We start from the raw sequence: 24549 nt of genomic DNA, 5'->3' as shown, positions 1-24549 counted from the left end.
GTTCATGCCCCTATCTTCTCCTCACTTCATGCCACTTGCCAGTTCAAAGAGCGTGGGGTTTTGCAGTCCTTCCCTAGGGACCACGCCGTGGACCATAGTCTTGGCATGTGTCTCACGGGGTCAACGATGACATGTTCAGGAACTGCTTGAGTACGGACGAGCACTGGAGATAACGGTTGGGGATACCTCTACGTACAGAGCTTTCCCTCTAATTGAAATGCAACACTGGCCATGGTACCTCTTAATCATCGAGCGGTTCTCCGAGGACATTGACCTCACCTACGACATCCGCAAACTGATCGCGGATCTCACCGGCGACGAGTACTTTCTCCCGGCCAGCCGCAGCCAAGCCAGCAAGTGGAGCAAGGCCGTCAGGGATCGGCTCCCCGACTGGATCGGATCTGCCGTACAGCCACATTTGCAAGCGGCGCTGGAGCGCGAGCGCCTTGGGGCAAAGCTGGAAATCGCAGGTGCGGAGCACGACACACTCCTGCTGCACTACCCGGCGATCAAGCTGGGCACTGGGTATGTCTCACCCGTCATCACGCTGGAATTTGGTGGCCGGGCCACCGGAGAGCCGCACGGGGTGCTGCCCGTTACCTGCGACATCGCCGGTCATGTCGATGGCGTGTCCTTCCCCCAGGCTTTGCCGCAGGTGATGGGTGTGGCGCGGACCTTCTGGGAGAAGGCCACAGCGACACACGTCTACTGCGCCCAGGGACGCATCCGAGGTGAGCGGTACGCGCGCCATTGGCACGACCTGGCTGCCATCATGCGCAGTGAACACTTTGATGCTGTCATTGCTGACCGTGCCGTGGCCCGGGAGGTAGCGGAACACAAGTCCTGGTTCTTCAGCGAGAAAGCCGCCGACAACAAGACCATCAACTACACCTTCGCAGTCTTGGGGGCGTTGCGGATCGTGCCCGAGGGGGCCGCGCGAGACGCGCTGGCTGCTGACTACGCGAAGATGCTGGAAGACGAGGTCATGGTGGGTGACGCCCTGCCCTTCGATGAACTGATGCAGGCCTGCGCCCAGGTGCAGGCCCGGGCCAACGCTGCCGCTCGGACCTAAGTCGAGTCGATCGATAGCGGCACACCACGCAGATACGACCAAGGTGCAGATTCAGGGCGCCCAAACGAATTGGTGTTGAAAACACCCATTATCAATACCGACTCGCCGGCCGGACAAATGGGCCGACTTTCATACAAGTATGGGATGCGGCGCAGGCTCTGTCGTACGATGCGGGCATGACCACCTTTGCCGAAACCCTCAAAAAAGAGATCGCCCGCATAGCCCGCAAGGAACTGCGCGAGGAGATCACGGCGCTGCGCAAGATCGCGATGAGCCAGCGAACCGACATCTCCGCCTTGAAGAAGGAGGTCAAGTCGCTTCAGTCGAGTCTGAAGAAACTGGAGAAGTTGCGCGCGGCACCCTCCTCCTCTGGCTCCTTGACCAAACCTTTGCCGGCGGTCAAGCCCACTCCCGATACACCCCGGGGAAAACCAGGTCGCAAGGTGATGTTCACTGCGGAACGTCTGAAAGCCCAACGCGCCCGACTCGGCTTCACCCAGGAACAAATGGGACAGCTGCTGGGCGTCTCTTCCTTGTCAATATGGAAGTGGGAGTCCGGCGGCGCCTCGCCAAGGGCTGCGCGTGTCCCGGAAATTTTGGGAAGAATTGCAATGGGCAAGCGTGAAGCCTTGTCGCTCATTGAACCGCACGCGGCCTAAAGAACCCGCTTTAGGTCGTATAAATGCGCTCTGAGCACTAGGCATCGTGCATCACCATACGGTGGGCAGGATTGCACCTGCCCACCTTCTTCATCAGCGCAGAGACACCTCAACACCGTTCTCAGGCTGAACGCCGCCGCCCAAGAGCGGGGCTACGAGAACGCGGCCAGGAAGCAACTTCTGAAGCAGCGCGTGGACATCTTTGAGCACTTCCAACTTGACCCCCTCCTCAAGGTTCACGGTGAGAACGATGCGCTCGTTGTGTGGCATTTCGATCCCCAATGCGGCACGCCCGGTCAGCCACGCACGCTCCACACCAAGCATCAGCAAACCCGTGGCGACGCCGGGCGTGTTCTGAAACATCTCGATCCGCTTTTCGATGCGCAGCTTTTGCAGCTTGCTCATCATGGGGACCGAGCTGAGATAGGCCGTGGAGATGTCCTTGCGCCAGTGGCCCAGAGCCTCTGACACCTTCTTGTACGCGTGGTCAACCAGTTCACGGTTCTGTTTGAACCACGCTGGCGTCTCCTCACCCTCAGCTGGCGGGCGGTGGCCGGTGATGTCTTCGAACATGTCTGCTGCGAACTGGTGACGCAGGCCGTGACTCGAGACCCCCATAGCCTTCTGGTTGATGCCGTACTTGCGCAGCACGTGGTAGTACTTGGTCCGCGCCTCCTCCATCGTCATGCGCTCGTACCCCATCTCACCTTTGTTGTTGTGCTCGTCAGCCCAGGCGCGCGCGCGCTCAAGAACATCGCGCTGTTTGGCTTGCTTCAAAGGATCCTTCATGAAGGGCACAAAGCGGCCCGCGCCACCCTTCGTGCCCAGTTTGATTGCGATGCCATCACGGCGCTCAGCCTCACGCGGGCGAAAGCTCAGCGCCTCTTTGACACGCAAGCCGAAGTGCAGCTCGAGCTCGAACAGGAGGGCCTCCTGAGGGTTTTCGATCGCGACAACTTCGATGATCGCTTGGGCATCCACCCCGGCAGCCTTCCAGCTCTTGCTGCCATGGGTCACCTGCGCACAAGTGACGGTGGCCTTGTCCACGCCTTTCGCGGCAAGTACTTCGTAAAGCTCTTCCCGCTTCGGAATTGCACCAATCTTGCCGATGAGCTCACAGAACTTACGAATCACGCTCAGCTTGTTGGTGATCGTTTTTGCCGTATGACCCAGTTCGTTGGCCCAGTATGCAGTGAGCGCCACAGCGTGACGCTGTCCGATTTCGTCAATGCGCTGAATGGGCATGTTCAGCGTTCTCAAATCCTGGATCAGATTCTTCATGGTGCTTCCGAACGCTGTTAGCGTCTTCTCCCCGACGTTGCGCTTGCGGCCGGTTGAAGACTGGAGGGCCAGGTTCCGCAGGAAACACACCATCTGCCGCAACGGGTCGTTGGGATGTGCCTTGATCGCTTCTAGCGCGCGTGGATTTTCGCTTCCCGGCCCTCCCCTGGTAAGTGTTTCCGCACGCGACTTCACTCGGTGTGCGCGACGTTTGCCGCGACCATTACCTGATGCTTTCGCCATTTCTCTTTCTCCTGTTGTGACTTTCGTCGTGATGAGGGTTAACACCTGCGGGCGCCCAACGCACCCGCATGCCTAAACCTTCAGGCGGGCCCAAACCGCCAGATCGCTCTGGCTTTTCATTTGTCTTTTTGCTACTGGTCGCCTGGTACAAGGCCCCTGGGCAAGGCACGTCAGTCTTCGGTGGCTTCCGTTTTTCGTTAGCAAGCTGTCCTGTCGGCACAGGTGGAATCCCCGTGTGACCCCCATCCTTTTTTGATGGGCACCCCGACGCATGGACATCGTCGGGGGGGTACTGTCTTGTTCAGACAGAGCCTTGTGGGTGGGCTAGACCAGAGCAGTTATTCACTACCCAGGTGAACTCACTTCACCGCCAGACTGATTTGGCGGCGTTGTCCTTTGCAGCTTGTCCAACCTGCCCTTTTTAGGCCCTAAGGGCTCCCGGCAAACGCGCCAGGCGGGAGGTACTTGTGACGAACCACCCGCAGGTAGTCGTCAGTGCAAAGTCAAAACGTGAGTTGATCTATACGCTTACGCGTCCACACCCGCTCCGTAGCTCAGAGCGTTGGCTGGCGGCTTCCAAGAAGGAAGGCCTGGTTGGCTTGCTGTGGGCAGTCCCCATTCGGGGTCGCCACTTCTGAACCGCGTCGCGGGCTCAGCAGCTGGTCGTTATTCGACCTGTTTTGCGGCGCTCCATACAGAGCACCGTCTTGGTTTGCGACTTCCAACGTGGGAAGTCGGCTTGTTGCCTTAGGACACTCATGGTGAAGCGTCGGTTAGCCGTTTTCCCTGTGTAGGGAGTGGGACATCACTGGGATGTCTAAGTACCAGAGGTACAGGTGAGCGAATAGTAGATGCTGTTTGCAGTCTTGTCTTGTGATGCGGACCAGTTGGGGATAGGTACCGCTCAACGCAGTCTGCCCGAGCCCTTGTCCACAGATGGCAAAACACTCTCCCGCAGCGTGTCACTCATGCCAACGGGCAAAAAAGTCCTTTCAGATCAGAAGCCTTCATATCACTCTGGTTGCCACCACTCCTGCAGACACCCCAAGTTGGTTGTTTGAAAGTGCCCTGTTGATATCTCGCCGTCAACACGACACTTGAACGCGCAAAACGATCCGTCGATTGAGGAAACAAGAAATGGCAGCCCTGCTCCTAGCTCCCTACATAAATGGAGCCACCTGATTGCGCGTTTCGACAAGATGGTTCACGCCGCAGTGAGGTGCGATTCTTTGGCTGACCCACACGTTGTGACCGTCCATGGCCACCCGTGGCCTCACCTTCGAAGAAACCAGCTTCAGCCCCGCGCGCGCAATGTGCGTCGAAGCCGCCACTGGCCTGCCATGGCCTCCTGAGGCCCCTACTGTGACTTGTTGTAGGGACCCGCCTCCCACGCGAACACTTTGTGGTCGCCAGTGGCCTCGGGTGGCCCACCCTGGCCAATACAACAGCGTGGACAAGGGTCGCCTCGCAAGAGTTGCAGTTTGTGGCCTGCACTGGCCCGACTTGGCCTCCCTTGGCCAGCAACTGGTCCGCATCGCTTGCAGAGGTGCGAAAGCCCCAACAGAATTCCCAGCAGCACAATTTTGTGCAGGCAAGAAACCTGGAGAGACCTATGAAACGCGACGCACATCTGATCACTGTTCCCGCACGAGCCATCGACGTGGGCTACGCCAATACCAAGTTCACCTGTGGCCACAAGGTGGCACGAGGTGTCCCGATCATCCATGCGGACCTGTTTCCGTCGATCACCGCCACCTTGCGGGCGGGCGCCACTTTCCGACATGCACCCGGCACCCTTGGGGCCGACGGATGCATCAGCGAAATCGATGGGGTGCCACACTTTGCCGGTCGTGGGGTCGAGATGCACCTCAAGGGGCTCCAGCCACGCCACGTCATGAAGGACTACTGCACCTCTCCCTCCTACCTCGCGCTCATGCGGGGGGCTATGCACTACATGCTGATCGATGAAGGCAATCCGAAAGAGATGACGATTCAGCACCTGACCGTAGGACTCCCCCTCAACACCTTTGACGAATACGAGAACCACCTGCGCGAGCTGATCATCGGTCGGCACGCCGTGACCAGCCCAGATATTGAAGTGGGTGCAAGGCACGTAACGGTGCTGAACGCCTCCGTCATGGTTCAACCCCTCGGAGCCCTCTACTACTACGGCCTCACACACAAGGACTTCGAGATGAGCGGGTGGAATCTCGTGGTCGACGTGGGCGGCGGAACGATTGACTTTCTGGCGGCCTACGACAAGGTCCCCAACTACGAACGCTCGGGCGCTCATCCAGAGTCGATGCTGGCGTGTGCGTACGAGGTGGCCAAAGCGATCCATCCGGACCTGAAGAACCAGTACGGTGTCATTCAGGCGATTGACATGGCCATCCGCGACAACCGTGAAACCGTTCGCATTGGTGGCGAGGACTACGAAATGGCCCGCTACAAGGGTGCCATCAACGAGGTCCTTCGACGTGGATATGAGGCGATGCTCAACACGGCAGGCGCCTTGAACGACTTCGACAACGTTTTGGTCTGTGGCGGCGGTGGCGCGGTGTTCTTTGAGTTTCTCCGCGCACATGCGCCTGAGCTGCGCCGTCGCCTGAAGATGGATGGTGGCTCAACCTTCTCCAACGTGCGCGGTTTCCAAGTAGTGGCCGACTACTCTGCGAACGAAGCCTCCGCAAACCGTTGATCAAACGGAGCACACCATGACGCAGCGAAAACGGTCAAAAAAACCTGGCGAAGTTCTGCGGGTCCGGCTAACCATTCCCCCCGATGGGGTCGGGGTCCTGGACTATCTCAAGGGGATCAGCCCAGCAGGACTCAACATGGAGATCCTACAGTTGGTTCATCTGGGCTACCAGTTCCGAATAGTCATGAACCGTGGGGGCTTACCACTCTTTGGACAACACCCCACGCCAGCTGCAGTGGAAGTCCCATTGACTCCTCGGGCTCCATCGATTCCCCTCGGCGCCCTAGAGAACATCCAGGTCAATGCTGCCAAGCCTTCGGAGGAAGGTGCACAAGTTGCCAGCCCTTTTGCTGCAAGTTTCAAGACCATGTTTGCGCCAGCGTACGAACGCACAAAGAATAGAAAGGCTGTGGCCTGACCAGGGCCATGAGTGGGAAGAAGAGGCAACGCGATCACCCACCAGCTCAATCAGCAAGAGTTCTAGATGATGTGAACATTTCAGAGGGACTCTTCATCGCGAGCCATCTGCTCTCGCTCACGCCGCATTTCCTCTTTGAGCTCGGCGCTCGCTCCGTTCAGCCAACGGATTCCACATATGGCCACCAAGATTCCCACACCCATGAATATTTTGAGCAAGTCTGGCGCCGTCATTTGAACTCCTCGTTGAACGCAATCATTCCAAAATATTCTAGGCGCCCATGCTCAGAAAGCAAGCTGAGCGCTGCGGAAAAGCGTGCATCTGCGAAGGGCATCGCAACTTGGTTTGGTGAGCACTGACAGGGGCACTCACAAGGTATTTCATTCATCGGATGTACTCAGCTTGCCAGCGGCCTGCTAGGCGAGCTGCAGTCGACAAAAAATGAGCGCCCGGCCTTGACATCAGGTCCTCTTGTGCGAACTTGGTCTAACCAATCACACGCAAGAGGAACGAATGACTCCCACTCACCAAGAAGCGGTTCGCGCCTCGGCGTGGCGCCGCAGCCTGAGACAGCACTTCGACATTGCCGCGCTGAATCGATCTATGACCAGGGCGCCCCACTGGCTCTTAAAGTCAGTGTGCGGACGCAACCTGCTCGTGCAGAAGCTGCGTCAATTGCGGCCCGGCCTGGCATTCTCGTTCTGGGCGACCAGTAGTGCTTTGGATCCCCTGCTCGAGGCCATGGTCGACGAGCTTGGGCTGCGCACGATGCCTGAACCTAGCAACCTGCAAGAGCAGATTTGCTTTCTGCGTTGGGCCCTTGCACGAATCATCGCGAGGGAACCACGGCGCTCGCTTGGCCGAGGTTCCTTCCTCACAGGAGCTCGGGTATGAACTCCACAACCTGGCTGGTGCTCGGATTCATGATTTTTGTTGTCGTAATCGCGTTTCAAGGCAACAGCAGCGCGAGAGGCCGATCATCAAACTCCGATGACGACGATGACGATCCCTACAAGCAGATTCAAGATCAGATGGAGGAGGACCACCTTTACCGCCTCTGGCAGGACAGCGACTACTGATGCAGCCATGACAAAACCATCACGCATCAGCATAAGCCAGGAGACATCTAACTTGGTTCCTGCGAAACAGTCCTCCGTCCAGACCGGAGGGATGCCATGAAAGAAGAACGGCAATCACTGCTCGTGGAGTGTTTGAGCGAGATACAACAGGGAAGGCAGACCAGGGCTACCGGGAGCATTTCCCCTCAAACAGGCGAGAGCGCGATGGATCCTGGCGCACAAACCGCAGAGGATCTGGACCAACTGGCCGTGACGGCGACCCGGCTGGCCTACCGGCACCGCCAAAAAGTAACTTTCAATGAACTCCTGGCGATTCCCGTGCTGTTCTGCGAGATGGACCATGTGGACGTCAATAACGGCCCAGCTCTGCGGCCGCGCTCAGCACATTGGGACATGGTTCAGGATGCCCTGCAAAATTGGGCGCCCGAAGGCTTACGCACAAATGTCCTGCGCCGGCTACCGTGGATAGCCGAGCTTGAGCACTGGGTACCTGAGACCACCCGCTTCTTGCTGGAACACGCGCTGCCTGGAGGTGCGACGTTTCAGCATGAGCTGGCACTACCAGCCCATCAACCCGCACACAGCCCAGCATCGAGCCTCGGCTTCATCCTGCTGGTGGCATGCAGTGAACGAGGCTGGCCAACGCGATGGCTCCGCCGTGAGCAGGAGCGCGCGCGTCTCATGGCTGTCCTGAAATTTGTGCTCGAAATCGAAGGGGCATGTGTCGCGAAAGTGGGTGCGGTGTTACCCGCATCTGAAGCACTGACACAGGGAATCTGCGACTGGTTGACGCTGGAGATCGCGCTCTCAGGCCATGACACCTGGGATCTTCATCTCGACCGATACGATGCGGATCGCAGGTGGATCCATCTCGCGCGAGCTGGCGAGCCAGCGTCCCAGCTTCGCGTCCCCCTCCGGTCCCATCTGATTGGTTCGACGGGCCTGTCACGAATCGCCTCCCACATGGGCCTACTAGCCCCACGCCACCCAGAGGTACGGCAGTGAAGCGCAGTCTTGAGATGTATCTGCTTGCGCTTGGCGTCTGTGGACTGACACTTGGCTATGTGGCCTGGCCGGGGACCGCATGGGGAGGCGCCCTCAGCATCGTGCTGCCTTTCATGTGCGGACTTCAGCCAACGCGTATGCGAGCTTTGGCAATCTCCGCTGGCCATTACCTTGGCGCGCTCGGACCGTACGTTATCGGTGAACTCCTAGTCACACAGGGCACCGATGGATGGGAAAGGCTAATGACCGCTTGCCTGGTTTTGGCTTTCTCCGCATCGGCATGGGCGCTCACTGGTGGCCACCACCCAACTGCATTTAGGCGGTTCATCACCATGCTGGGCGTGTGGGTTGTCACACTTGTCACACCCATGGGTGGATGGGGTTTGGCACATCCGAGCTTGGGTTGGCTATTCATCGGCAAAGGCGGAATGGGCCCGCTGACATTTGTGATTACCGGTGTTTTGACCGCGTTTCTGGTAACCGCTATTCGCAGAGAACGCGAGCGGCGCGCACCGATGAGCGTGGTATCTGGGCGATCGCTCGCATTGGCCATCTGCGCCACTGTAGTTCTAGACGGAACCTTTGACCAGACGGCTGCGCCGAGCCATTTAGGTCCTGTCGCGGTCGTTTCGACCAATCGATCTCATGGGAAGCTGCATAGCCCCGACGTGCAGCGTGAAAAATCCCTGCGGCTTGAGGCGCTGCTCGGCAAGCTCGCCCTGGTCAACCAGCAGCATGATCCGATCCTGTTGGTGTTCACACCTCAGCGGGACTTCGAAGTGAATCAGTTCACAGACCGGCAGGTCGTGCTACAGGAACTTCGTACGGCAGTGACGCGCCACAGGATCGGATTGGTCGTGAACATGGCGACTGCGACCTTGGGACATCCGGTACCGGCTACTTCGGAGTGCATCGCCATGCTCCCGAGCACGCTGGCGAACACAGTCAAGTTCCGGAGCCCAACCTGCAAAGTCGAGGTGATCGCGATGGACCCATCTGCTCCAGCTCCCGGTAACAGCGCTGAGGAGCACGAGCGACCAGCACAACTTGAAGTTGCTTATCAACATTGGCCCCGAGATGACTTGAAACCCTTTCTGGAACTCTGGCATGCAAGCGCGGCAGCAACCCATCCAGCGCGGATCGTCGTTTTGAACATTGCGGACGGCACTCCTCGGATGACTCACGCCAGCCGTTTCATGGCAAAACACGTCCTGTCGCTCGCCTGGGCCACACGCAATGGCGTCGTCGCCGAGACCATGAGACGCGGGCCAGCGTGAAACGCGATGGACAGTTGGGGCAGGCGTGCGAGCACTGACAAGGGCCAGCGCGCAGGACTGGTCGTGATCGATTGACCAGGTTCGGTCAGCACAATACATTTCTAGTCACCGTACGACAGTACGTGAAGGCACATGCCTTCCTTCAACTTGAGTTCACTGATGTTTATGAGTGAACTCCGCCCAGATCAGCGTTGTGACAAGTCTCGAATGAAAAGACTGGTCATGGTCGTCTGGTTGATTCTGATCTGACCCAGATACCCGGGTCGGCGCACGCAAGTGCGTGAAGGCGAAATCCTTCAATCACCGCGAGCTAGCAGCCATTCACGCGCCAGCTTCGCACCGGCCGCTTTCTGCGCAGGCCACACAGGCATTTTCCGTTCCGCTCTTCGCAAAGCGGGCTCTTCATTTTTTTCCTTTTCATCACTTGGGCAAGTTGTCTGTGCCCAGGCTCGGCTTTGCCTCACTGGGGCGCTTGCGTACTGCCGTGCTCTTGACAAGTGACTGACCTATGCAATCTTGATCAGAGAGAACTACACATGAAAGAAAAACCACGGCCCGACTTCGACGATGAGCTCCCTAGGTATTGCATGAACCGCCAACACGCCATTCAAGCACTTTGCGTCAAGCCAAACTACTTCGACACGCACATCAGGCCGCGCCTGAGAACAACAAAGCAAGGCACTTCTCTCCTGTTCCTTTGCGAAGAAGTGAAGGCGATCGCATACGAGATGTTCAATGCACCCGGCACTGAGATCGCTCGCGCCGACGATATGCAGACAAAACCAGAAAAAACGAGTGCAACACCATGGGAAAAAAATCAACCGGCATCTACAAACGGCAAAACGGCAGCTGGGTCGTCGATAAGTTCGTCGAAGGAGTTCGGGTTTACCAAAGCTTTGGATCGTATGAAGACGCAGAAGCGTGGCTCACCCGGGAACTAGAGGCACTACGGCAGACGCGCGTCCATGGTGCCACCCCCCAGATTACCTTTGACCAAGCTGCTGGGCGCTTCATTGAAGAGAATGCGCATATGGCGTCAGTGGAGTCATCTGGCTATCACCTGAAGGCCGTGATGCCCTACATTGGCGACCTTCTGCTTGAGCAAGTTCATTCAGGAACACTGCAGCCTTTCATTGATGCTCGACGCGAGGCAAAGATCTCACACAAATCGATCAATTTGAGCCTGGGCGCGGTGCGTCGAGTCCTCAATCTGGCAGCGGGAACTTGGCGCGATCCCGAGTCGGGCAAACCTTGGCTGGTCTCTGCCCCCCTGATCACCATGTTGCCTTTGACAGGTCATCAGCGTCCTCCACGGCCGATCACTTGGGACGAGCAAGCGCTTTTGCTGAAGGAGTTGCCGAAGCATCTTCACGACATGGCGCTGTTTACTCTGCACAGTGGCGTGCGAGATGATGTGGTTTGCAATCTCCAATGGGCTTGGGAGATCCCAGTGCCGGAGCTCAACATCTCCGTTTTCGAGACCCCGCCAGAAAACGTCAAGGGGCGCCGCACTTCAAAGCTGGTGGTGTGCAACAGCATTTCTCAGGCCGTGATTGAGGAAGCGCGGGGGCACCACCCGACCCACGTTTTCGCGATGTCTTGGCGCCACCGTGAACTTGGACCAATCAAGGCCATGAACAACAGCGCGTGGCAAGCAGCGCGCTCAAGGGCGGGTCTGGGCGATCTGCATGTCCACGACCTTCGCCATACGGTTGGCATGCGACTGCGTGAGGCTGGCGTCAGTGAGTCGACCCGGCGGGACGTCCTGTGGCATAGCAATCGCTCCGTCACGGACCACTACTCCATGGCCCAGATCCGAGAGATTCACGAAGCTCTGGAGAAGATCACAAAGCCGACCAACGGCTGGAACAAGAGCCTCCAGGCGCTGAAAGCGGAGCATGCGCTGCGGAAAGCCGGCACACGGACTTGAGCCTCGGATGCTGATGATCAATTCCGAGTCCCGCAAAAGTCCCGCAGCAAAGAAAAACGGGCTAGCTCTTTTGGAGCTAACCCGTTGTTCTAGAACGATGTTCTGGTGCGGCTGGCAGGAATTGAACCCACGACCCCTTGGTTCGTAGCCAAGTACTCTATCCAGCTGAGCTACAGCCGCGAAGCCTTGCATTGTAGCAGGCTTTTTTGGTAGGCCGTGTTGGACTTGAACCAACGAACACGAGATTATGAACGAGTGATCGAATCAATCGCTTCCAGGAGCCATATGGCCAGATTGCAGTCACACCTAGGTCAGCGGCTTGAAGTACGTCGGCTCATACTGTTGTACAAGCACGCCCGATTCGTCCCACGACTTGCACTTGCCGATGAAGTGCGGCGTGATACCGGCTTCGCGCTGCCGGCCGGCCAGCAGCCGCTCTTCTTCCAGGTAACCCGTGATGGTCTGGATCACGGCCGTCGCGGCGGTGATGAGCAACTCGCGCACATGGGTACAACCTCGGATTCCGCCCATCGCCCTCTCCACCTCCGCGCGCCAGCCTTTGCCGATGCTCGCGCCAACCAGTTTCCGCGCGGCATCGCCCGCCGACGAGCAGATCAGGTACGGAAAGCTGCCCATCGCGACGTCGACGCCGACCACCTCGAATCTCTGGGTCACCGTGATCCTGACGGCCATGCGGTGGATGGCGCTACCGGCCGGCATGTGGCCCTTCTCGTTGAGCGTGGAGTCGTAGTTGCGGGTGTCGCGCAGCTCACAATCCACCTGAAACAAGCCATCGGAGAGTCGGTGCCCTTCGAAACTGATGCGGCGCGTGTGCAGCGGCAAGCGGCCTTCAACTTCAGGCAGCATGGGCGTCCCCTCCTCTCTGCGCACCTGCGCTTTGCACAACCTGCAGCACGGTCCGATGTTGCGGCACTTCGCCGTCGACGATGGCAGGGAAAGCGGCTTCGTAAATCGGCAGGTCCGGGTGGCGGCGCACGAGCCCGCGCGACCTCGCCCTTTCCGACTGCACAGCCGTAGCGATGTCGTCGATCGGCGTCAGGCAACAGTCGGCCGGGCCGTAGCACGCCACACACTCAGCGAGGCTGAGCGCGCCGATATGCGCCGCGACTTCCGCCACAAGCGAAACCTGCGGGGCGGGCTCGTCCTGCCTGGCGATCCATTCCTCGTGCCCCGACGCGCGGCAGAACGCGGCCCAGAACTTCTGCTCCACGGCGCCCAGGCTGACGTGCCGATGGTCCGCCGTTGCATAGATCTGGTAGCAGGCCCAACCCCCGTTGATCCACTCGCCGCCCCGCTGCGGTGGCTGGCCACAGAGGCCCAGCTGCGCCAGGTCGAACAGTTGGAAGGGTGCGCACACGTCCGCCAGCGCGATGTCGATGACGCAGCCCTGCCCGTCACGGTCACGCGCCCGAAGCGCGCCGAGGATGGACACCGCAGCGAACATCGAGCCGGTGCAGTCAGCGATCGGTGGATAGATCATCGACGGGCTGGCCGGCGTGCCATTGCCATACAGCAAGCCCCCCTGACTCAGGTAGTTGATGTCGTGGCCGGCGGCACCGCTCAAGGGGCCGCCCTGCCCATAGCCGGACAGCGCGCAGATGATCAGACGCGGGTTGTGACGACGCAGGTCGGCGTGACCGATACCCAGCCGGTCCAGCACGCCTGGCCTGAATGACTCGATGAGCACGTCGTGCGTGTCGACGAGGCCGAGCAGCGCCTCTCGGCCTTCATCGGACTTGAGGTCCAGACGCATCGTGCGCTTGCCCGCGTTCACCGCCTCGAACATCACCGGACGCCCTGCCGCGTCACGCGCGCCCCAGCGGCGCATCTCGTCACCCTCGGGCGACTCGATCTTGAGCACCGATGCGCCCATGTCAGACAGCATCAGGGTGGCCAGCGGGCCGGGCAAGTGCCGCGACAGGTCAAGGACGCGCAAGTCCTTCAGGAATTCATGGAGGCGTGAGGTCATTCAGTAGGCAAAGTGTCCGATCGATCAGGGTTGTTCAACCCAGCCAGCGTTTGCGGCGCTTGTAGTGCTTGGTCTCTCGGTAGCTGCGGCGCCCGGATGCGCCGCCGAGGCCGAGGTAGAACTCGCGGATGTCCTCGTTGCTGCCGAGCTCGTCGCGCGTGCCGTGCAACACGATGCGGCCATTCTCCATCACGTAGCCGTAGTCGGCGATGCCCAGCGCGGCACGCGCATTCTGCTCGACCAGCAACACCGCCATTCCACGGCGGGCGCTGACCTCCGCCACCCGCTCGAACAGCTCGCGCACGATCTTGGGCGCCAGCCCCATCGACGGCTCGTCCAAGAGCAGCAGCGAGGGCCGGGCCATAAGCGCGCGGCCGACAAGCAACATCTGCATCTCGCCGCCCGACAGGAAACCGGCGGTACGGCCGATGAGGTCCTTCAGGCGCGGGAAGTACTCGAATACTTCCGCCATGTCGGCAGAAACCTCTGCCTTGTCGTTGCGAAAGTGCGCGCCGACCCTCAGGTTCTGCTCCACCGTGAGGTGCTGCAGCACACGCCGGCCTTCCATCACCTGCACCGCACCCCCAAGCACGACGTCGCCGGGGTCGGCATTGGTCACGTCGGCGCCCAACAGCAGCACTTGGCCGCTGGCCACCACGCCGCGCTCGGCCGCCAGCAGACTGGAGGCGGCCTTGAGCGTTGTCGTCTTCCCGGCGCCGTTGCCGCCCATAAGCGCCACAATCTGGCCCGGCTGCACTTCCAGGCTCAGGCTGCGCAGCACCTGGATCACTCCGTCGAACACGACGTCGACGTTGCGCAACGCGAGGATCGGCCCCGGACTCACCATTTGCCCAGCGCCGGCACCGGCATCCAGTCCCTGCCCACCGCGACGACCTGACCGCCCTTGACGGTCATGGCCTTCACTGCGAGGTTGTCGGTGGGAAACGGTGCGTCCCTCTTGAGCGAGATTGCCGGCAGCAGGCCCTGGAACTGGCTGGCATCGAAGGGGCCTGCTAGCAGCGCGTCGTAGACTGCCTGTCCTGTCAGCTTATCGGCGCCCACCTTGGCCGCCGCGCGCTCGATGGCTGCAACGGTCAGCAGCGCCTGGCCGGCAGTCTGCGCCGAGGTGATGCCCCAGGTGCCCTTGGTCTTGTTGTATTTGTTGAAGATCTCCACGGCCTTGACGCTTGGGTCGTTGTAGGGCGCGAAGGCAAATACCGAGTAGCTACCCTCCAGGTCGGCGATGGGCACAGCCTTGGCGACCTCGTTGAGGCCGTTGTGCGACGAAGTCACCACCGGTATCTTCAGGTCCAGCTCCTTCAACGCCTTGAGAGTGGCGACGACCTGCGCGGTGTTGGTACCCACCAGCACCAGATCGGGTTTTTCCTTGGCCATCTCGCGGATCTGGTTGGTCACCGAGATGGGCTGGTTGTCGACCCACTGCGAGCTCACCACCTGGAAGCGGTCCGGGTAAGCCTTCGCCAGCGCGACGACACCGTTGACCTGGTCCACGTAGCCTGCGATACCTTGGGTGCTGACGGTGCCGATGCGCAACGGCCGCTTCTCGGCCGTCTGCGATTGCAAGCTGGCAAAGAGCCCCGCGAACTCGTGTGAGTACGTCGGGCGGTAGGAGAAGTGCCAGCCGTCGGCTGTCCACAGCGGTGCCACCATGGCAGTGCCCATGATCATCGGAACCTTGTCGGCAGGCAGGCGCTTCATCAGGCTGACCAGATCGGGCGTTCCCATGCCTAGAAAGGCGATCGGCTTGTCCTGCGACAGCACTTGCGGCCACGTGCGGGCGACCACGCTCGCGTCATAGCGCATGTCGTAGGTCTTGACATGCAGGCGGATCCCGAGCTGGCGACCACGGGTCTCGTTCCACCAGTCGAAGACCGACTGCTGGCCACCCCACCAACTGTCCATGACGTTGGCGAACGGGCCCGTGTAGTCGAGCGATACCGCCACGTTGTACTGTGCCTGCGCGCGCGCGACGCCGGTCAGGCCGCAAAGCAGTGCAGCAAGCACGAGGCTTCTGCGGGCGATCTTCCACTGGTTCATGCTCATGTCTGTCTCCTGGTTATGGTGCGGCCGTGCCGCAGGTGAATGAAGCTCGGGAACGGAAGGTAAGCAAACGGAAAGGCAATCGGTGATTCAGGTCTCGGGGCCATCAACTTCGGGGATACGGCCAGATGCGGTACGCCGCTTTGAGCAGCGTCCACCGGTGGGCCAGGCCCAGCGGCTCGAACAGCAGCATCAACACGATCATTCCGCCGAGCACGACGTTGGTTAGCGCGAACACAGCGCCGCCGCCGACGCCCGACAGGCTGGCCAGCGCGGCGCCGCCGATCGCATGAACGCCCTCCTGCAGCGTGGTGATGGCCAGCACCCCGAGCACAGCACCGAGCGGGCTGTGCAAGCCACCCACGATCAGCATGCCGATGTACCAGACCGACAGCCACAGCGTGAACTGCTCGGTGCTCACGTAACGCACCGAGTACGCGTAGAGTGCGCCGCTGACGCCAGCGAAGAACGCACTGGCGAAAAAGGCCAGTATCTTGGTCCACGCCAGGTTGACGCCGATCACCGAGCTGGCGATGTCGTTGTCGTGCATCGCACGGAACGCCCGGCCAGTGCGGCTGCGCCGCAGGTTGCTGGCGCCCAGGAAACCGAGGATGACGACCGCCAGCACAACCCAGTACATGGCGCGCGGTGTGTCCGCTGCTTGGCCGAAGACCACGGGCGGGTCTACCGGCATGCCGGCCGTACCGCCGAACCAGGGAAGTCGGATCATCACGATGGGGAACATGATCTGGGCGGCGATTGTCGTGAGCGCAAGGTAGAAGCCCTTGATTCGCAGTGCCGGCAGGCCGAAGACGATGCTCACCGCGCCCGTCGCCAGCCCCGCGACCGGGATGCAAACCCACAGCGGATAGCCTTGCGCCGCAATCGCCGCAGCGGTGAAAGCGCCGATACCGACAAAGGCGGATTGACCCAGGTTGAGCAGCCCCGCGCTACCGACCGTGATCTGCAGGCCCAGGACCGCTAGAAGCGTGATGCCCACTTGGGTCAGCACGCCAATGAAGTAATCGTTGGCCAGCCACGGCGTCGCGACCAGCAGCGCGAGGAAGAGGACCAGCGCGATGCGCTGCGGCGCGGTTCGCACCAGCGCACGCTCCTGCGCATGAGTCCCGAAGAAAACACCCGATGGCAACATCGTCACAGCCTTTCGATTTTTTTCCAGCCGAACAGTCCCTGCGGCCGCACCAGCAGCACGAGGATCATCAGCACGTAGGGGAACACCTGGGATGCTGCACCCGCCGTGTACGGATCCAGGAACCGCGAGGCCAGCGCCTCGCCGACGCCTATCAGCACCCCGGCCAGGCCCGCACCACGGACGCTTTCCAACCCACCGAGCAGGGCGACGGGCAGGGCGCGCAGGCCGATCTCCGCAGCTTGCAGGCCAAGCACGGTGCCGGACAGCAGGATGACTGCTGCCATCAAGGCCAGCGCCGTGCCCAACATCCACGCAATGGCCGTCGCTCGCTGGACCGACACGCCCAAAGACATCGCCGTGACGTGGTCCTCGGCAACGGCGGCCAGCCGCAATCCGGCGCGCGTGTTGGTGAAGAAGCGGTGAAGCGCTTCGGTCGTCACCAGTGTGAGCACGGCGCCGATCAGCAAGGCCTTGTTCAGCAGCAACGGGCCAACGGCCCAGGCGCCAGCCGGCAACACCTGCGGAAACGGCCGCGTCTGCGCGCCAAACAAAAGCTGTGCGCTACCCTGAATCAGGATCAGCAGGCCGATGCTGGCCATCACCACACTGAACACCGGTTGACCGATCAAGCGACGGAACACAGCCCTCTCGATCAGCGCGCCCAGACAGATGCTGGCGGCCAGCGCCGCTGGCAGGCCGATCCAGACCGGCCAGGCAAGGTGTAGCACAAACAGCCAGACGAAGAAGGCGCTGACCATGACGACCTGGCCCTGCGCCAGGTTGACAATGCGCGAAGCGCGGTAGATCACCACGAACGACAGCGCCACCACGCCATAGACAAAACCGGTGAGCACGCCGTTGATAAGGGTTTGCAGAAGTTCCATCGGTTCAGATCTCCGTGATGCGCACTTGCTGCCGGACATGTGCCTGTGTGCCGTCGCGATAGCGCACCAGCACTTCGATCGGACAATCGGGTTGGCGCGAATACATGGCATCGATCAACGCCCCGTACCGCTTCTCGATCACGTCCCGGCGCAGCTTGCGCGAGCGCGTAAGCTCGTCGTCGTCCGCGTCGAGCTCCTTGGGGAAGGACGCGAACGACTTCACCTGTGCATGCGATTCGAGGTGCTCATTCACCCCGGCCAGCGTGCGCACGAGTAGCACATGCACCTCCGGGTGCTGGCTCAGATCCGCGAACGTCCCCCAGGTGAGGCCCCGGGACTCAGCGTAACGGCCCACGATCTGCTGGTCGATATTGACCAGCACTGTCACCCGGTCGCGCGTGCCATCGCCGATTGCGATCGCATCGCGCACGTAAGGCGATGCGCGCAGCTGGTTCTCAATGAACTGGGGCGGAAAGCGCCGCCCGGTCGATAGTTCGCGCAGGTCCTTGATGCGGTCCAGGAAGATGAACTCGCCGTCCGGCCCGACCCGCATCGCATCGCCAGTGAGATAGGCGCCGTCCCGCATCGACGCGCAAGTGGCGGCATCGTCGCGGAAGTAGCCGCCGAAGCCGCTCGCGCCGCCCACCAGCATCTGGCTGTCGGAATCGAGGTGGACTTCCAGCGGCGCGCCAACGGCCGGGTCAATCTGCAGCAGACGGCCCAGTGTGGCCGGGTCGAAGTTGCCGCCCCAGTGCGCGGAAATGAGCCCGCTTTCGGTCGAGCCATACAGGTTGCGCAGCGGCACGCCGATGGCATGGAAGCGGTGGAATACATCCGCCGACATACCCGAACCCGCCGACAGCGCGACGATCACGTGCTTCAGGCCCAGGTTGTCGCGGATCGCGCGACGCACCAGGCGCTCGCCGAGCCAGCCCCGCCATCCGTTGGCCGCCGGCGGAGAGAGCGCCCAGTCGACCAGGCGCTGCTGCCAGGGCCGCGCGTCGAGCATGGCGGCTGCGACGGTTGAGGCCATCATCTCCCACTGGCGCGGCGTGAACAGCAGGAATTGCGGCCCGATCTCGCGCAGATCCGCCTGCACCGTGGCGGGCTTCTCGCTGAAATGCACGACGGCCGGCGCCAGCAGTCCCAGCGCGATGCCGATGATCTGCTCGGCCGCCCAGGCTGGCGAGATGTAGCTGAGGTAGGCAATTCCACGCGGTATCCGGAAACTCGCCATCAGCCGGTAGGCATTGTCGGTGAGGTAACGGTGCGTGATCACCACCCCCTTGGGCCGGCCCGTCGTGCCGGAGGTGTAGCAGAGGGCCGCGATCTCGCCGTCGCGGCCCTCTTCGATGCTGCGCTGGAGCGTCGCCTCGTCGGCCGGCGTGGCCTGGGTGCCGAGCTTACCGAGGCCCTGGAGTGAAACGAGCCGCTCGTCGTCATAGTCCCAGAGTCCGCGATCTTCCAGGTAGATGACCGTCCTGACCTGCTCCGCCGCGCCTTCCAGCGCCAGTACCTTGTCGACCTGCTCCTGGTCCTGCGCCACGATCACACTGGCCCCGCAATGCTGGACGATGTAGTCGAGCTCGGACGAGGACGCGTCAGGGTACAGGCAGGTCACGGCGGCGCCCAGTGACTGCACGGCGAACTCGAGCAGGTACAGCTCCGGCAGGTTCTCGCTGATCATGGCGACCACGTCGCCGCGCACCACCCCCTTGCACCGGAGTGCATGGGCAAGCAGCCGTACCTCGGTAGCGACCTCGCTCCAGGATCGGCCGACCCACACACCGTGGCGCTTGGACCGCAGGTACGTCGCGTCGCCCAGTTCGCAGGCCTGGCTGAACAGCAGTTGCGGCAGCGTCCGGCCGCGGCCCGATCGCGTGTCAGTGCCGTGGACGCCCACGACCTTCCTGGTACTTTCGACGCCGCTCATTCTTCCGCTCCCAGGTAGGCCTGGATCACCTTCGGGTTGCGCCGGATCTCGTCCGGCGTTCCTTCGGCGATGCTGCAACCCCATTCCATGACCATCACGCGGTCGGAGATGTCCATCACGACGTCCATGTCGTGTTCGACCAGCACGACCGGGATGCGCCGGCCCTCCTTGATGTCCAGGATGTAGCGCGCCAGGTCCGATTTTTCTTCCGGGTTCATGCCCGCCATCGGCTCATCCATGATCAGCACCTTGGGATTCATGGCCAGTGCCCGGCCCAGATCCACCCGCTTGCGAAGGCCGTATGGCAGTTCGCCCACGTGCGCGTTGCGCAGCTCTTCAAGCTCGAGGAACTCGATGATCTCCTCGGCTTCGCGCACGAACACATCCTCCTCGCGGCGGCACCAGCCCCAGTACAGCAGGCCAGCAAATAGCCCGGTGCGCATGCGCGAGTGAAAACCACACAGGATGTTTTCGCGCACCGTCATGCTCGGGTAGGTCTGGATGCCCTGGAAAGTTCTTCCCACACCCAGCTGGGCATACCGGTGAACCGGCTGGCGCGTGATATCGGCACCCAGGAAGCTCACCGTGCCCGCTTGAGGGCGGTAGAAGCCCGACAGACAATTGAGCAGGCTGGACTTGCCCGCGCCATTGGGGCCAATAATCGAGAGCAACTCGTCCGGGTAGACGCTGAAGCTCACGTTGTTCAACGCCTTGATGGCGCCGAAGTTCAGCGATAGGCCGCTGGCTGACAGCACGGCGTTGATCATTGGGTATCTTCCAGCCGCCGGGTCATCCGCAAGTCCTTCAGCACGACCTCGCCCGGCACGAGCGTGGCGTCCTCGATGAGTTCATCCACGCGCAGACGGCAGACATCGTGGAACAGAAGCGCCAGCGCGGCATTGTCGGCTGTGCCGGCCAAGCGGAGCGTCATGACGTCACGGCCTGCCTCGCGGCTGATCTCCAGCCGGCATGCGGCAAGGCCACTGCGCCGGGCGAATGCCCGCAGTTGCGAGCCATGGATCAGCATGCCGCGCACGCGCGCGCTGTCACCAACGCGGCCGAGCGGCACGACACGCGGCGTGGTGCGACCGCAGCCACACACCTCTGTCTTCACACGCACGAGGTCACCCGTGCCGAAGCGCAGCAACGGCAATTCATCGGCATCTACGGTCAGCAGCAGCTCGCCGAACGGCTCCGGGCTGCGCTCCCCGGTGCCAGGCACCACCGTTTCGGCGAGAACGTCGGCATGCAGATGCATGCCGGCATGGCTTGCGCATTCGAGCGCGACAATGCCCGACTCCGCGGTGCCATAGAAGTCCAGGCACGGAACCCCCCACCGTGCCTCGATATCTCGCCTCAGGTCGTCACCGAAGGGCTCCGCGCCGGCGAGCGCCATGCGCAGCTTCGGCGTGCCGCCCGGTTGAGCCGGCAAGGCATCCATCGCCTGCAGCAGCAGCTTCAGGTGGGAGGCGGTGCCAACATATGCCGTCGCGCCGACGGTCAACATGAACTCCGCAGCTTGCGCGAGTTGCTGCGGTCCCATCGGCAGGACGCAGGCTCCGATGCGACGCAAGGCCTCGTGGACCAGCAGGCCGGCCGGCGTAAAGTGGTAGGCAAAACCATTGGCCACCTTGTCACCTGCGGTGAAGCCGGCGTCACTGAACAGGTCAGCCAGGCGAGCGATCGCCGCCTCGGGCAAGGGTTCACTCAAACCGCCCGGCGACCAGAACACCACGGCGGGGGTCTTCGACGTACCGAGGCCGCCGAACTGCGGCCGCGTGCGCTGCAATTGCGCCAGTTCCGACTTGGCGCGGGGAGCGACGCGGGGCAGACCAGCCCAGGTGGGTGGATGCTCGGCACTGAAACCGGCCGCACGCAGCCGCTCCTCGAGGTCGGGCACCGCGCCGTCGCGCCGCCGGGCCAGGCTGTGCAGCACGGCATCGGCATTGGGCGGCAGATAACTTGGAGTACTCACCATTGGTCGAATCCCGGTGCCCGTTTTTCCACAAAGGCACTCATGCCTTCCTGCCATTCAGCGCCACCCACCAGGATGCTCAGCGCTTCTAGACCGTGACGCCGCGCGGTGCGCAGGTCCGCATCCTCGCTGGAGTAGATCGTGGCCTTGCTCTGGCCAATGGCGCGAGGCGCGAGCGAGCGCAATTCGCGCGCCAGCGCCATCGCAGTGGGCAGCACCGCCTCCGGCGCCACCAGCGCTGTGACGAGCCCTTCGGCCGCCGCCTGCTGCGCGCTGACCTGGCGGGCCAGCAGGATCCATTCGATCGCCTTGGAACGGCCGACGTGGCGCACCAGTTTCTGCACCCCACCGGCACCGGCGATCGCGCCAAGCTTCGTCTCCGGCAATCCGATGCGCACGTGCTCGCCAAACACGCGCAGGTCACACGACAGCACCAGCTCGCAGCCACCGCCCAGCGCGAAACCGTTGATCGCAGCGATGGTCGGGAAGGCGCACTCCTCGAGCTCGTCGAAGAGCGCTGCGATCCTGGACAGGTAGCGGTCGCGTGCAATGAGCGGCTCGGTGAGGATCGCGCCGTCACCGGCGAAGTAGCGCAAGTGCGCGCCACAGCAGAAGGCCCGCCCGGCCCCTGTGATCACGAGCGCACGCGCAGACTGGTTCCGGCAGTGCGAGATCGAGCGCTCCAGAGCGTCGAGCAACTCGAGCGTGAGCGTGTTCATCTCTTCCGCGCGCGTCATCTCGAACAGCCAGATGCCGCGCTCTGGCTGGGACAACCGGGCTGCGGCATTCGCCACCGCGTAGTCGGGAGTCTGCATCGCGGTCAGCTCGCGAAGCGCACGTCTAGGCCGAGCGAGCGGGCGATCAGCAACTGCTGGATCTGGCTGCTGCCGTCACCGATCGTGCAGATCCGGTTGTCGCGGTAGTAGCGCGAGACTGCGCAGTCGTCCATGAAGCCCCAGCCTCCGTGGACCTGGATGGCGGCGTCTGCCACCTGTGAGCCGATCTCGGTGCAGTAGTACTTGGCCATAGCGAGTTCGCGCAGGGTCACCGTGCCCTTGTCACCCATGTAGGCTGCGCGGTAGGCCAGCAAGCGCGCGGCGTCAACCTTCACAGCCATCTGTGCGATCAATTCCTGGATCATCTGCAGGTTGCCCAGCGTGGCGCCGAAGGCCTTGCGCTCATTGGCATAGCTGACGGAGCGGCGCAGCGAGGCTTCCGCGAGGCCCAGCGAGCAGTGCGACAGAAATACCCGTGCCTGCTGGTAGCCCTTGTGCAGTAGGTGACGTCCTTCGCCTTCATTGCCCAGGATGGCATCCTCGGGCACGACGCAGTCGTCGAAGTAAAGCGGCCGCGTATCGCTCGAGCGCCAGCCCATCTTGCGGTAGGACTCGCCCGGCTGGTAGCCCTTGGTGCCATTGGGCACGACGAAGAGCGTATAGCGCTTGCGCTCTGCACCCGGCTCGCTTGTGATCGCCAGCGTAAGCGCAAAAGAGGAGATGTCCGTGCCCGCGTTGGTGATGTAGGCCTTCTGCCCGTTCAGACTCCAGCCACCGGAAACGCGTGTCGCACGGGTCGTGAAGGAAGCCGTGTCCGAGCCGGCCTGCGGCTCGGTGCCGGCCAGAGCGCCGAGCGCCTCGCCCTTGATGATGCCCGGTAGGTAGCGCTGCTTCTGCGCCTCGGTGCCGAAGCGCTCAAGGATCAGGCCGGCGGAGACGCTCACCATCGTCGTGACGGCCAGTGCCTGGTCGGCGATCGCCAGTTGCTCGATGGCCAGCGCCGTTTCCAGCGTGCCAAGGCCCATGCCACCGTTTTCGGATTTGAAGGGGATGCTGGTGATGCCCAGATCCCCCACCTTGCGGAACAGGTCGGTGGGGAACACGCCGTCGCGGTCCAGTTGCTCGGCGCGCGGCTCCACCTCCTTGCGGGCAAATTCAGCGACGGTTTCCTGCAGGCGAAGCTGGTCGGGGGTCAGGTCGAAATCCACGTCTTGATCTCCATTCGGCAAAATCTGCCGCTGTTTGAATGCGTGGATTTTGCGCCACCGTGACGAAATCCGTCAAGATGGTCAACCGTCCGACCAGTCAGTCATTCATAGGTGTTTACCCCTTGTTTTTGAATCTCGCGGTTCGAAAGCAGGAATTTGGGCCACTTTTCGCTTCAAGCGCCGGGGGCCGGTTGAGCCAGCGGTGGCAGAAGGCTGGGATCCACACTGAGCGCCGATGCCGGGCTCGACGACAGCATCCGCTCGAGCAGTTCCATGAGCGATACGGCGACCTGATCGCCCGTCCAGCCACCGCCCGCCACATACCACTTCTGCACCCAGTTGATCGCGCCCAGCGCGGAGAAGACCGCCATCTTCGGGTTGCATGGAGCAATGCTGCCGTCGATGATGCCGGCAGCGACCAGGCCCCTCAGTTCGCCCTCGAAACGGTCGCGCCGGGCCAGCAGCTGCGCAATCGCTTCGGGCGTCAGCGCATGCTCCTCCAGCAGGACTACGTAGCAGGACTCCTTGGACATGATCACCCTCAAGTAGTTGAGCATGGTGCCGCAGAACTGCTTCAACGCCGTTCCGCCCGCCGCGCGCGCGCGCTGCAGGCTCTCATCCGCCGCGTCCATCGCAGCTTCGTGGCAGAAAGCCAGGAGTTCGTCTTTGCTCTTGACGTAGGTGTACAGAGCCGCCTTGCTCACGCCCAGCGTCTGCGCAATGTCGGTCAGCGAAGTGCCGTGGTAGCCCTTGCGGTTGAACGACGAGGCGGCCTCCCGCAGGATGGCCTGGCGCTTGGCCATGAACTGAGTGTCTGCGCCTGGCACGGCGCCTTTCCATGTGGTCATGCGGTTTCTCCGGTCAATGACGTATTGTAGAAAACACATTCCGACCATACAGTCAGTTT

21 protein-coding genes and 1 tRNA gene are annotated in these 24549 nt (G+C 61.8%); 8 read left to right on the top strand and 14 right to left on the bottom strand.

Going from position 1 to position 24549, the window contains the following annotated elements; translation table 11 throughout:
• Window positions 1-217 precede the first annotated feature (217 nt).
• Both ACTIF6_RS21550 and ACTIF6_RS21545 read left to right on the top strand, forming a co-directional pair.
• A complete protein-coding gene (locus ACTIF6_RS21550; protein ID WP_304778089.1) occupies window positions 218-1072 on the top strand; it encodes a nucleotidyl transferase AbiEii/AbiGii toxin family protein in 855 nt (284 codons plus the stop codon).
• Window positions 1073-1248: 176 nt separating this feature from the next.
• Window positions 1249-1731 (top strand): helix-turn-helix domain-containing protein, encoded by a 483-nt coding sequence (locus ACTIF6_RS21545; RefSeq protein ID WP_305339513.1) that lies wholly within the window; start codon window positions 1249-1251, stop codon window positions 1729-1731.
• A gap of 93 nt (window positions 1732-1824) precedes the next feature.
• On the opposite strand, the gene ACTIF6_RS21540 is transcribed toward ACTIF6_RS21545, so the two are convergent.
• A complete protein-coding gene (locus tag ACTIF6_RS21540; RefSeq protein WP_305339512.1) occupies window positions 1825-3255 on the bottom strand; it encodes a tyrosine-type recombinase/integrase in 1431 nt (476 codons plus the stop codon).
• 1612 nt (window positions 3256-4867) lie between these two features.
• Here ACTIF6_RS21540 and ACTIF6_RS21535 point away from each other — a divergent pair.
• From ACTIF6_RS21535 to ACTIF6_RS21510, 6 genes are all read left to right on the top strand, one after another.
• A complete protein-coding gene (locus ACTIF6_RS21535) occupies window positions 4868-5953 on the top strand; it encodes a plasmid segregation protein ParM domain-containing protein (protein ID WP_305339511.1) in 1086 nt (361 codons plus the stop codon).
• A gap of 16 nt (window positions 5954-5969) precedes the next feature.
• Window positions 5970-6371, top strand: coding sequence for a hypothetical protein (locus ACTIF6_RS21530; protein ID WP_305339510.1), 402 nt, complete (start codon window positions 5970-5972; stop codon window positions 6369-6371).
• 890 nt (window positions 6372-7261) lie between these two features.
• Window positions 7262-7450 carry a hypothetical protein gene (locus tag ACTIF6_RS21525; protein WP_056269337.1) on the top strand — a complete coding sequence of 63 codons (189 nt, stop codon included), beginning with the start codon at window positions 7262-7264 and terminating at the stop codon, window positions 7448-7450.
• Window positions 7451-7546: 96 nt separating this feature from the next.
• Window positions 7547-8455, top strand: coding sequence for a hypothetical protein (locus ACTIF6_RS21520; RefSeq protein WP_305339509.1), 909 nt, complete (start codon window positions 7547-7549; stop codon window positions 8453-8455).
• Window positions 8456-8697: 242 nt separating this feature from the next.
• Window positions 8698-9732 carry a hypothetical protein gene (locus ACTIF6_RS21515; RefSeq protein ID WP_305339508.1) on the top strand — a complete coding sequence of 345 codons (1035 nt, stop codon included), beginning with the start codon at window positions 8698-8700 and terminating at the stop codon, window positions 9730-9732.
• A gap of 805 nt (window positions 9733-10537) precedes the next feature.
• Window positions 10538-11662, top strand: a complete 1125-nt coding sequence (locus tag ACTIF6_RS21510; protein WP_291085735.1) for a tyrosine-type recombinase/integrase — start codon at window positions 10538-10540, stop codon at window positions 11660-11662.
• A 103-nt stretch (window positions 11663-11765) separates the two neighbouring features.
• Here ACTIF6_RS21510 and ACTIF6_RS21505 read toward each other — a convergent pair.
• The 13 genes from ACTIF6_RS21505 to ACTIF6_RS21445 all read right to left on the bottom strand — a co-directional run bounded on the left by ACTIF6_RS21505 (window position 11766) and on the right by ACTIF6_RS21445 (window position 24490).
• A tRNA-Arg gene (locus ACTIF6_RS21505) sits at window positions 11766-11842 on the bottom strand.
• Between the two features lie 126 nt (window positions 11843-11968).
• Entirely contained in the window at window positions 11969-12529 is a 561-nt protein-coding gene (locus ACTIF6_RS21500; RefSeq protein ID WP_439589868.1) for a DUF2889 domain-containing protein, read from the bottom strand.
• Window positions 12519-13652: a CaiB/BaiF CoA transferase family protein gene (locus ACTIF6_RS21495; protein WP_439589867.1), complete on the bottom strand. Its 1134-nt coding sequence runs from the start codon at window positions 13650-13652 to the stop codon at window positions 12519-12521. Before ACTIF6_RS21495 ends, ACTIF6_RS21500 begins: the two co-directional genes overlap by 11 nt.
• Window positions 13653-13686: 34 nt before the next feature.
• Window positions 13687-14472, bottom strand: a complete 786-nt coding sequence (locus ACTIF6_RS21490) for an ABC transporter ATP-binding protein (RefSeq protein ID WP_439589866.1) — start codon at window positions 14470-14472, stop codon at window positions 13687-13689.
• Between the two features lie 20 nt (window positions 14473-14492).
• Window positions 14493-15716: an ABC transporter substrate-binding protein gene (locus tag ACTIF6_RS21485; RefSeq protein ID WP_439589865.1), complete on the bottom strand. Its 1224-nt coding sequence runs from the start codon at window positions 15714-15716 to the stop codon at window positions 14493-14495.
• Between the two features lie 103 nt (window positions 15717-15819).
• Entirely contained in the window at window positions 15820-16866 is a 1047-nt protein-coding gene (locus ACTIF6_RS21480; RefSeq protein ID WP_439589872.1) for a branched-chain amino acid ABC transporter permease, read from the bottom strand.
• Window positions 16867-16868: 2 nt separating this feature from the next.
• Window positions 16869-17750, bottom strand: coding sequence for a branched-chain amino acid ABC transporter permease (locus tag ACTIF6_RS21475; RefSeq protein ID WP_439589864.1), 882 nt, complete (start codon window positions 17748-17750; stop codon window positions 16869-16871).
• Window positions 17751-17754: 4 nt separating this feature from the next.
• Window positions 17755-19683, bottom strand: a complete 1929-nt coding sequence (locus ACTIF6_RS21470) for an AMP-dependent synthetase/ligase (RefSeq protein WP_439589863.1) — start codon at window positions 19681-19683, stop codon at window positions 17755-17757.
• Window positions 19680-20450, bottom strand: a complete 771-nt coding sequence (locus ACTIF6_RS21465) for an ABC transporter ATP-binding protein (RefSeq protein ID WP_439589862.1) — start codon at window positions 20448-20450, stop codon at window positions 19680-19682. Before ACTIF6_RS21465 ends, ACTIF6_RS21470 begins: the two co-directional genes overlap by 4 nt.
• Window positions 20447-21619, bottom strand: a complete 1173-nt coding sequence (locus tag ACTIF6_RS21460; protein ID WP_439589861.1) for a phenylacetate--CoA ligase family protein — start codon at window positions 21617-21619, stop codon at window positions 20447-20449. The genes ACTIF6_RS21465 and ACTIF6_RS21460 overlap by 4 nt, the downstream gene beginning before the upstream one ends.
• 35 nt (window positions 21620-21654) lie before the next feature.
• The gene (locus ACTIF6_RS21455; protein ID WP_439589860.1) at window positions 21655-22473 is read right to left on the bottom strand and encodes an enoyl-CoA hydratase/isomerase family protein; all 819 of its coding nucleotides are present in this window, start codon (window positions 22471-22473) and stop codon (window positions 21655-21657) included.
• Between the two features lie 5 nt (window positions 22474-22478).
• On the bottom strand, window positions 22479-23642 hold the full coding sequence (locus ACTIF6_RS21450; RefSeq protein WP_439589859.1) for an acyl-CoA dehydrogenase family protein: 1164 nt from the start codon (window positions 23640-23642) through the stop codon (window positions 22479-22481).
• 173 nt (window positions 23643-23815) lie between these two features.
• Window positions 23816-24490: a TetR family transcriptional regulator gene (locus ACTIF6_RS21445; RefSeq protein ID WP_439589858.1), complete on the bottom strand. Its 675-nt coding sequence runs from the start codon at window positions 24488-24490 to the stop codon at window positions 23816-23818.
• Between the last annotated feature and the right edge of the window lie 59 nt (window positions 24491-24549).

Origin of the sequence: Hydrogenophaga sp., from assembly GCF_051860785.1 — a bacterium.
Classification (GTDB): Bacteria; Pseudomonadota; Gammaproteobacteria; order Burkholderiales; family Burkholderiaceae_C; genus Hydrogenophaga.
This window is presented reverse-complemented; position numbering and strand designations above follow the sequence as displayed.

Coding starts and splice junctions, on each gene's coding strand:
- ACTIF6_RS21550 (WP_304778089.1), top strand. CDS start 218: ATGCAACACTGGCCATGGTACCTCTTAATCATCGAGCGGTTCTCCGAG.
- ACTIF6_RS21545 (WP_305339513.1), top strand. CDS start 1,249: ATGACCACCTTTGCCGAAACCCTCAAAAAAGAGATCGCCCGCATAGCC.
- ACTIF6_RS21540 (WP_305339512.1), bottom strand. CDS start 3,255: ATGGCGAAAGCATCAGGTAATGGTCGCGGCAAACGTCGCGCACACCGA.
- ACTIF6_RS21535 (WP_305339511.1), top strand. CDS start 4,868: ATGAAACGCGACGCACATCTGATCACTGTTCCCGCACGAGCCATCGAC.
- ACTIF6_RS21530 (WP_305339510.1), top strand. CDS start 5,970: ATGACGCAGCGAAAACGGTCAAAAAAACCTGGCGAAGTTCTGCGGGTC.
- ACTIF6_RS21525 (WP_056269337.1), top strand. CDS start 7,262: ATGAACTCCACAACCTGGCTGGTGCTCGGATTCATGATTTTTGTTGTC.
- ACTIF6_RS21520 (WP_305339509.1), top strand. CDS start 7,547: ATGAAAGAAGAACGGCAATCACTGCTCGTGGAGTGTTTGAGCGAGATA.
- ACTIF6_RS21515 (WP_305339508.1), top strand. CDS start 8,698: ATGACCGCTTGCCTGGTTTTGGCTTTCTCCGCATCGGCATGGGCGCTC.
- ACTIF6_RS21510 (WP_291085735.1), top strand. CDS start 10,538: ATGGGAAAAAAATCAACCGGCATCTACAAACGGCAAAACGGCAGCTGG.
- ACTIF6_RS21500 (WP_439589868.1), bottom strand. CDS start 12,529: ATGCTGCCTGAAGTTGAAGGCCGCTTGCCGCTGCACACGCGCCGCATC.
- ACTIF6_RS21495 (WP_439589867.1), bottom strand. CDS start 13,652: ATGACCTCACGCCTCCATGAATTCCTGAAGGACTTGCGCGTCCTTGAC.
- ACTIF6_RS21485 (WP_439589865.1), bottom strand. CDS start 15,716: ATGAGCATGAACCAGTGGAAGATCGCCCGCAGAAGCCTCGTGCTTGCT.
- ACTIF6_RS21480 (WP_439589872.1), bottom strand. CDS start 16,866: ATGTTGCCATCGGGTGTTTTCTTCGGGACTCATGCGCAGGAGCGTGCG.
- ACTIF6_RS21475 (WP_439589864.1), bottom strand. CDS start 17,750: ATGGAACTTCTGCAAACCCTTATCAACGGCGTGCTCACCGGTTTTGTC.
- ACTIF6_RS21470 (WP_439589863.1), bottom strand. CDS start 19,683: ATGAGCGGCGTCGAAAGTACCAGGAAGGTCGTGGGCGTCCACGGCACT.
- ACTIF6_RS21465 (WP_439589862.1), bottom strand. CDS start 20,450: ATGATCAACGCCGTGCTGTCAGCCAGCGGCCTATCGCTGAACTTCGGC.
- ACTIF6_RS21455 (WP_439589860.1), bottom strand. CDS start 22,473: ATGCAGACTCCCGACTACGCGGTGGCGAATGCCGCAGCCCGGTTGTCC.
- ACTIF6_RS21445 (WP_439589858.1), bottom strand. CDS start 24,490: ATGACCACATGGAAAGGCGCCGTGCCAGGCGCAGACACTCAGTTCATG.